Here is a 4796-nt window from a genome sequence, read left to right as displayed (position 1 = left end):
ACTCGGCCTACGCCGGCGTGCAGGACGCCATGATCCAGTGGTGGTACGGCCACAACGCGGTGGGCTTCTTCCTCACCGCCGGCTTCCTCGGGATGATGTATTACTTCGTCCCGAAGCAGGCCGAGCGCCCGGTCTACTCGTACCGGCTGTCGATCGTCCACTTCTGGGCCCTGATCTTCACGTACATGTGGGCGGGCCCGCACCACCTGCACTACACCGCGCTGCCCGACTGGGCGCAGTCGATCGGCATGATCTTCTCGCTGGTCCTGCTCGCGCCGAGCTGGGGCGGAATGATCAACGGCGTCATGACGCTGTCGGGCGCGTGGCACAAGCTGCGCGACGATCCGATCCTCAAGTTCCTCATCGTCGCCCTGTCGTTCTACGGCATGGCCACCTTCGAGGGGCCGATGATGTCGATCAAGACGGTCAACGCGCTCTCGCACTACACCGACTGGACCGTCGGCCACGTCCACGCCGGGGCGCTCGGCTGGGTCGGCCTGATCTCGATCGGCACGCTCTACTTCCTGATCCCGCGAATGTTCGGCCAGACGCGCATGTACAGCGTGCGCGCCATCGAGCTGCACTTCTGGATCGCGACGCTCGGCATCGTCCTCTACATCGCGGCGATGTGGATGGCCGGCGTGATGCAGGGCCTCATGTGGCGCGCGGTCAACCCCGACGGCACGCTGGTCTACAGCTTCGTCGAGAGCGTCAAGGCGACCTTCCCGTTCTACGTCATCCGGCTCGCCGGGGGCGCCCTCTACCTCGGCGGCATGGGCGTGATGGTCTGGAACGTGGTCATGACGATGCGCCAGGGGCGGCCGGTGCCGGCAGCCATCCCGCTGCCCGGCGCCACCAGCCCCGGCCTCGCCGGCACGATCGCCGCCGCCTCGGCAGCCACCGCCTGAACCCATGAGCACCTCCGACAAGCCCAGCGGCCACGCGCGGATCGAGACGAGCAACCTGCTCATGAGCGTCCTCGTGCTGGTCACCCTCGCGATCGGCGGCATCGTCGAGATCGTGCCGCTCTTCTTCCAGCGCTCGACCACCGAGGCCGTGCCCGGCCTGAAGCCCTACACCGCGCTCGAGCAGGCCGGCCGCGACGTCTACACGCGCGAGGGCTGCTACAACTGCCACTCGCAGATGATCCGCACGCTGCGCAGCGAGACGCTGCGCTACGGCCACTACTCGATGGCCGGCGAGTTCGTCTGGGACCACCCGTTCCAGTGGGGCAGCAAGCGGACGGGCCCCGACCTGCACCGCGTCGGCGGCAAGTACAGCGACGAGTGGCACCGGCTGCATCTGATCGACCCGCGCGCCCTGGTGCCGGAGTCGAACATGCCTTCCTACCCCTGGCTCGAGCGGGCGCTCGTCGACGACACGACGATCGCCGCCCACCTCGCCGGCCTGCGCCGGGTCGGCGTGCCCTACAGCGACAGCGAGATCGCCGGCGCGGCGGCCGCGGTCAAGGGCAAGACCGAGCTCGACGCGCTGGTCGCCTACCTGCAGGTCCTCGGCACGGCCGTGAAGTGAGCCCGGCATGGACGTGAACACCCTCCGCATCCTGGTCACGCTGGCCTCGTTCGGCGTCTTCGCCGGCATCGTCGCCTGGGCCTGGTCACGGCGCAACCGCAGCCGCTTCGACGAGGCCGCGCGGTTGCCGCTCGAGGACGACGCCCCGCCCGCAGGGTCCACCCCTTCCCCCCACGGACCGGAACCACGATGAGCGACTTCTTCAGCGACGGCTGGTCGCATTTCATCGCCGCCGCGACCGTCGTCTCCCTGATCGCCTGCCTGGGGCTGCTCTACATCGCCAGCCGGCGCAAGCCCATGGCCGACGACAACAGCACCGGACACGTCTGGGACGAGAACCTGGTCGAGCTCAACAACCCGCTGCCGCTGTGGTGGGTGGTGCTGTTCGTCCTGACCGTGCTGTTCTCGTTCGTCTACATCGCCTTCTACCCGGGGGCCGGCAGCATGGCCGGGGCCCTGAAGTGGAGCAGCGCCGGCGCCCTGCGGGACGAGGAGCGGCGCGCCGTCGCCGAGATGTCGACGATCTACGCGAAGTACCGTGCGCAACCGGCCGAGGCGCTGGCGCAGGACGGCAGCGCGATGGCCATCGGCGAGCGCCTCTTCATCAACAACTGCGCCGCCTGCCACGGCTCGAACGCGCGCGGCAGCAAGGGCTACCCGGACCTCACCGACGGCGACTGGCTGCACGGCGGCACGGCGGAGAAGATCGCCGAGTCGATCAGCAAGGGACGCACCGGCACGATGCCGCCGATGGCCGCGGCCGTGGGCAGCCCGAAGGACGTGCAGGACGTCGCGCAGTACGTGCTGAAGATCGCGGGCAGTCCGCACAACGCCATCGCCGCCGCCAGCGGCCGCTCGAAATTCACCGCCTGCGCCGCCTGCCACGGGCCCGGCGGCGAAGGCAACGCTGCGCTCGGCGCGCCCAACCTCACCGACAAGGTGTGGCTGCACGGCTGGGGCGAGGCGACGATCGTCGACATCGTCAATCGCGGCCGCACCAACGTCATGCCGGCCCAGGCGGGCCGCCTGACCGAGGACCAGATCCACGTCCTCACGGGCTATGTCTGGAGCCTCTCGCACAAGGGGCTCCCGAGCCCGAAGTAGGGCCGTCGACGCCATGACGAAGACGAGCGCGGGGGGCCCGGCGCCGCGGATCGAGCTGGCCGCGGCCGGCGCGCCGTCCCAGCAAGTGATCTCGCTCTACGTGAGCGAGAAGAAGGTGCAGCCGCGCACGGTGCACGGCTGGTTCGCGGCCTGGCGCTGGGCCCTGGTGTGGTTGACCCAGATCCTCTACTACGGCCTGCCCTGGCTCGAGTGGAACGGCCGCCAGGCGATGCTGTTCGACCTCGCCTCGCGCCGCTTCTACGTCCTCGGCCTGGTGCTGCATCCGCAGGACGTGATCTATCTCGCCGGCCTGCTGATCCTCTCCGCCTTCGGCCTCTTCTTCTTCACCGCCGTGGCCGGGCGCCTGTGGTGCGGCTACGCCTGCCCGCAGACCGTCTACACCGAGATCTTCATGTGGGTCGAGCGCCGCTTCGAGGGCGATCGGCACGCCCGGCTGAAGCTCGACGCGGCGCCCTGGTCGGCCGCCAAGCTGGCCCGAAAGGTCGGCAAGCAGGCGGTCTGGCTCGGCGTCGGCCTGTGGACCGGCTTCACCTTCGTCGCCTACTTCACGCCGGCGCGGGCCTTGCTCGCCGAGGCGACGAGCTTCTCGCTGTCGCCGTGGGAGACGTTCTGGATCCTGTTCTACGGCTTCGCGACCTACGGCAATGCCGGCTACATGCGCGAGCAGGTGTGCAAGTACATGTGCCCCTACGCGCGCTTCCAGAGCGCGATGTTCGACAAGGACACCCTCGTCATCAGCTACGACCCGCTGCGCGGCGAGCCGCGCGGCTCGCGGCCACGCGGCGCCCCACCGGCCAGCGTCGGCAAGGGCGACTGCGTCGACTGCACGCTGTGCGTCCAGGTCTGCCCGACCGGCATTGACATCCGCCAGGGCCTGCAGTACGAGTGCATCGGCTGCGCCGCCTGCATCGACGCCTGCGACGGCGTGATGGACAAGATGAAGTACCCGCGCGGGCTAATCCGCTACACGACGCAGCGCGGCATCGAGCAGCAGCTCCCGACGGCGGCGATGTGGCGGCGCATCGCCCGGCCGCGGATCCTGGTCTACGGCGCCCTCCTGCTGGCCGTGGGCACGGTGTTCGTGGTCAGCCTCGCGACGCGCGCGCCGGTGCGCGCCGACGTGGTCCGGGATCGTGGCGCGATGTCGCGCATCGTCGGCGAAGGCGACATCGAGAACGTGTACCGGGTCCAGCTCATGAACGCGACCGAGACGCCGCAGCGCATCGTCGTCGGCGTCGAAGGCTTGCCCGCCGCCCAGGCCAGCGCCACCGCGACGACGCTCGGCGCCACCGAGGCGCGCTGGCTTCCCGTCACGGTGCTGCTGCCGCAGGCCGAAGCCGCCAGGCTCGGCCCCGGGGCGCACCCGATCCGCTTCCGCTTCGACTCGACGCGACCGGACGGCAGCGCCGCGAGCCTCGAGGAGAAGTCGACCTTCGTGGTGCCGCGATGAGGAGAACCCGATGAACGCACCCCTGCCCCTGCCCCGCCCTGTGCTCGACTGGTGGCGTTGCGGACCGCTCTGGCTTGTGCTCGGCGCCCTGCTGACCGCCATCGTCGCCAGTTCGCTGGTCGCCGTCGTCGCCTTCCGCACCGCCGACCCGGAGCTGGTGCAGACGGCGCTGCCGCGCGCCGACCGCGACCGCGTCCTGCGCCAGGTCACCGCGCCGGCGGCACCGGCGCTGCAGGGCCGCAACCACGCAGCGACGCCGCGGCCATGAAGCGGCTGGCGACCGCGCAAAGCGCGCCGCGCATCCTCTGGCCGTCGTTCCTGACGGCCGGCGGCCTGGAGAGCATGCTCTTCGCCGTGATCGAGCCGGCGGACCTGCGCTGGTTCGGCGGCGAGCCCTTCGGCTGGCAGGCACCGGCCGTCTATACCGCGACCTTCTTCCTGTTCTGGGCCTTCTTCGCGGCCTCGAGCGCGCTGACCCTGCTGCTCTCGCTCGGCCCGACCGAGATCAACCGCGACCCGCGTTTCTGATCGCCCGGCGATGCTCGACCTCGCCCTTGCCTCGTCGGCCCTGCTCATGGGCCTGGCCGGCGGCCCGCACTGCGCCGTGATGTGCGGGCCGGCGCAGGGCGCGATCGCACGCGCCTGCGGCCGCCGCGGCTCGAGCGGCACGGCGGCGCTGGCGCTGCAG

At 70.5% G+C, this 4796-nt stretch carries 7 protein-coding genes; all 7 read left to right on the top strand.

Annotated elements, in window-relative coordinates; genetic code table 11:
* Window positions 1–908: cbb3-type cytochrome c oxidase subunit I (locus AC30N0_RS00845; protein WP_489516052.1), on the top strand; the 908-nt coding region annotated here is incomplete at its 5' end.
* A 4-nt stretch (window positions 909–912) separates the two neighbouring features.
* On the top strand, window positions 913–1533 hold the full coding sequence (gene ccoO / locus AC30N0_RS00840; RefSeq protein WP_489516051.1) for a cytochrome-c oxidase, cbb3-type subunit II: 621 nt from the start codon (window positions 913–915) through the stop codon (window positions 1531–1533).
* 7 nt (window positions 1534–1540) lie between these two features.
* Window positions 1541–1726: a cbb3-type cytochrome oxidase subunit 3 gene (locus AC30N0_RS00835; RefSeq protein WP_489516050.1), complete on the top strand. Its 186-nt coding sequence runs from the start codon at window positions 1541–1543 to the stop codon at window positions 1724–1726.
* Complete coding sequence (ccoP, locus tag AC30N0_RS00830) at window positions 1723–2637, top strand: cytochrome-c oxidase, cbb3-type subunit III (protein WP_489516049.1); 915 nt, start codon at window positions 1723–1725, stop codon at window positions 2635–2637. Before AC30N0_RS00835 ends, ccoP begins: the two co-directional genes overlap by 4 nt.
* A gap of 13 nt (window positions 2638–2650) precedes the next feature.
* Entirely contained in the window at window positions 2651–4108 is a 1458-nt protein-coding gene (gene ccoG, locus AC30N0_RS00825; RefSeq protein ID WP_489516048.1) for a cytochrome c oxidase accessory protein CcoG, read from the top strand.
* Window positions 4109–4118: 10 nt separating this feature from the next.
* Window positions 4119–4376: a hypothetical protein gene (locus AC30N0_RS00820; RefSeq protein WP_489516047.1), complete on the top strand. Its 258-nt coding sequence runs from the start codon at window positions 4119–4121 to the stop codon at window positions 4374–4376.
* Complete coding sequence (locus AC30N0_RS00815) at window positions 4373–4636, top strand: hypothetical protein (protein WP_489516046.1); 264 nt, start codon at window positions 4373–4375, stop codon at window positions 4634–4636. Before AC30N0_RS00820 ends, AC30N0_RS00815 begins: the two co-directional genes overlap by 4 nt.
* Window positions 4637–4796: the final 160 nt, after the last annotated feature.

The organism is Rhizobacter sp., from assembly GCF_031412495.1.
Taxonomy (GTDB): Bacteria; Pseudomonadota; Gammaproteobacteria; order Burkholderiales; family Burkholderiaceae_C; genus Schlegelella_A.
Note: the sequence above shows the minus strand (reverse complement) of the source record. Positions and strands in the feature narration are given on the sequence as shown.

Excerpts from the sequence above, each read along its gene's own strand:
- ccoG (WP_489516048.1), top strand. The coding sequence starts at position 2,651 with ATGACGAAGACGAGCGCGGGGGGCCCGGCGCCGCGGATCGAGCTGGCC.
- AC30N0_RS00835 (WP_489516050.1), top strand. The coding sequence starts at position 1,541 with ATGGACGTGAACACCCTCCGCATCCTGGTCACGCTGGCCTCGTTCGGC.
- ccoO (WP_489516051.1), top strand. The coding sequence starts at position 913 with ATGAGCACCTCCGACAAGCCCAGCGGCCACGCGCGGATCGAGACGAGC.
- ccoP (WP_489516049.1), top strand. The coding sequence starts at position 1,723 with ATGAGCGACTTCTTCAGCGACGGCTGGTCGCATTTCATCGCCGCCGCG.
- AC30N0_RS00820 (WP_489516047.1), top strand. The coding sequence starts at position 4,119 with ATGAACGCACCCCTGCCCCTGCCCCGCCCTGTGCTCGACTGGTGGCGT.
- AC30N0_RS00815 (WP_489516046.1), top strand. The coding sequence starts at position 4,373 with ATGAAGCGGCTGGCGACCGCGCAAAGCGCGCCGCGCATCCTCTGGCCG.